At 64.4% G+C, this 2,412-nt stretch carries 1 protein-coding gene and 1 tRNA gene; one reads left to right on the top strand and one right to left on the bottom strand.

What is annotated here, in order from left to right:
* Nucleotides 1-137 precede the first annotated feature (137 nt).
* Nucleotides 138-211 (bottom strand) — tRNA-Arg (locus ACFQ50_RS05805).
* Nucleotides 212-490: 279 nt separating this feature from the next.
* Here ACFQ50_RS05805 and ACFQ50_RS05810 point away from each other — a divergent pair.
* Nucleotides 491-2,317 (top strand): phosphoenolpyruvate carboxykinase (GTP), encoded by a 1,827-nt coding sequence (locus ACFQ50_RS05810; protein ID WP_377994574.1) that lies wholly within the window; start codon nucleotides 491-493, stop codon nucleotides 2,315-2,317.
* The last annotated feature ends 95 nt before the right edge of the window (nucleotides 2,318-2,412 follow it).

A 2,412-nucleotide genomic window follows, 5' to 3' on the forward strand; every position in this document is an offset into this window, starting at 1 on the left:
TTTTTTAACCCCCGGGTGGGTCCTTACGTGGGTTAATACCCGCGGGCTTGGGCGGGGGGTTGGCCGGGGCTGCGGGGGGGGGGCCCTAATAACCGCTTACGGCCCCCCGGGGTTTCCCGGTGCGGACCTTCTCTCTGTGCGCCCAAAGGGATTCGAACCCCTGACCTTCTGTTCCGTAGACAGACGCTCTATCCAGCTGAGCTATGGGCGCATCTTCCGGTTCCTTTCGAGCTTTTCGCTCGCCCCGAACCTCGAATAACTTTACGCGAGGACAGCCGCAGTTCCAAATCGAGGACCATGTAATTTACACAACTAGACCGGTCTATGTGACCTTCGTCACTAATTTCGAGTTTTCTAAATCCAAATTCCTTGAATTTCCGCGGAAATTGCCTCCCGGCGGGCAGGACATCCGATGTCTGACCGCGAATTGGTCCAGATCATCAGACCTAGCATTTAGCACACACCACTGAACCCGAAGAAGGGAACTGCAATGGCCCACCTGGCGCGACTGCCGCTGCTTGAGAAAGCACCCACCACCCATGCCGGTCTGCTGGCCTGGGTTGAAGAGGTCGCTGGGCTGACCCAGCCGGACCGGATTCACTGGGTCGACGGCTCCGAGGAAGAAAACACCCGCCTTACCGACGAACTCGTCGCGGCCGGCACCCTGAAGCGGTTGAACCAGGACCTGTTCCCCAACTCCTTCGCAGCCTTCTCGGATCCTGCCGACGTGGCCCGTGTTGAAGAGCAGACCTTCATCTGCTCCGAGAAGGAGCACGACGCAGGCTTCACCAACAACTGGATGGCCCCGGCGGAGATGAAGGAGAAGCTGCGCGGGCTGTTCTCCGGGTCCATGCGCGGCCGCACCATGTACGTCATCCCGTTCGTCATGGGCCACCTCGATGCTGAGGACCCCAAGTTCGGCGTCGAGATCACCGACTCCGCCTACGTGGTTGCCTCCATGCGCATCATGGCCCGCATCGGCACGGACGTCCTGAACCGGATCACCGAAACCAACGCCTTCTTCGTCCCGGCCCTGCACTCCCTGGGCGCTCCGCTGGAGCCCGGCCAGGCAGACGTCCCGTGGCCCTGCAACCCGGACAAGTGGATCGTGCACTTCCCCGAGGAGCGCTCCATCTGGTCCTTCGGCTCCGGCTACGGCGGAAACGCGCTGCTGGGCAAGAAGTGCTACGCCCTGCGCATCGCCTCCGTCATGGCGCACGATGAGGGATGGCTGGCCGAGCACATGCTGATCCTCAAGCTGACGTCGCCGGAAAAGAAGACGTACTACGTCTCGGCCGCCTTCCCGTCCGCCTGCGGCAAGACCAACCTCGCCCTCCTCGATCCCACCATCAAGGGCTGGAAGGTCGAGACCCTCGGTGACGACATCACCTGGATGCGGTTCGGCAAGGAAGGCGAGCTCCGCGCCGTCAACCCGGAAGCGGGCCTGTTCGGCGTCGCCCCGGGCACCGGCTGGGGCACCAACCCGAACGCCATGCGCGCCATCGCCAAGGGCAACAGCATCTTCACCAACGTTGCACTGACCGACGACGGCGGCGTCTGGTGGGAGGGTATGACGGAGGAAACCCCGGCGCACCTGACCGACTGGCAGGGCAACTCCTGGACGCCGGAGTCCGGCAAGCCGGCAGCCCACCCGAACTCGCGCTTCTGCACTCCGATCGACCAGATCGACATGCTGGCCGAGGAGTACCACAGCCCGAACGGCGTGGAACTGTCCGCGATCCTCTTTGGTGGCCGCCGCAAGACCACCATCCCGCTGGTCACCGAGGCCCGCGACTGGACCAACGGCATCTTCATGGGCTCCACCCTGTCGTCCGAGACCACCGCTGCTGCGGCCGGTGCCGTCGGCGTTGTCCGCCGCGACCCCATGGCCATGCTCCCGTTCATCGGCTACGACGCAGGCGACTACCTGAACCACTGGGTGAACCTGTCCGCCAAAGCCAACCCGGAGCGCCTGCCCAAGATCTTCCTGGTGAACTGGTTCCGCCGCACGGCTGAGGGCGGCTTCGCCTGGCCGGGCTTCGGCGACAACGCCCGGGTCCTGAAGTGGGCCATCGAGCGGCTCGAAGGTAAGGCCGACGCCGTGGAGACGCCCATCGGCTTCGTCCCGACCGGCGACGCCATCGACCTCGACGGACTCGACATGACCCCGGCGCAGGTTGAGGACGCAGTGCGCGTCGACCCCGACGAGTGGAAGACCGAGCTGGCATCCATCGAGGAATGGTTCGCCAACTTCGGCGATTCGCTGCCCGCCGCGCTCCAGAAGGAGCTCGACGGCCTGAAGGCCCGCCTGGCCTAGTCCCCACTGCCTCCCCGATCTCGCAAGCTCGATTGGGGCCCCTCGGCAGCGTGGGCCCATCTGGACTAGACCACGGCGGCCCCGCACCTTTTTCT

Source organism: Arthrobacter sp. NPDC056493, assembly GCF_042795115.1.
Taxonomy (GTDB): Bacteria; Actinomycetota; Actinomycetes; order Actinomycetales; family Micrococcaceae; genus Arthrobacter.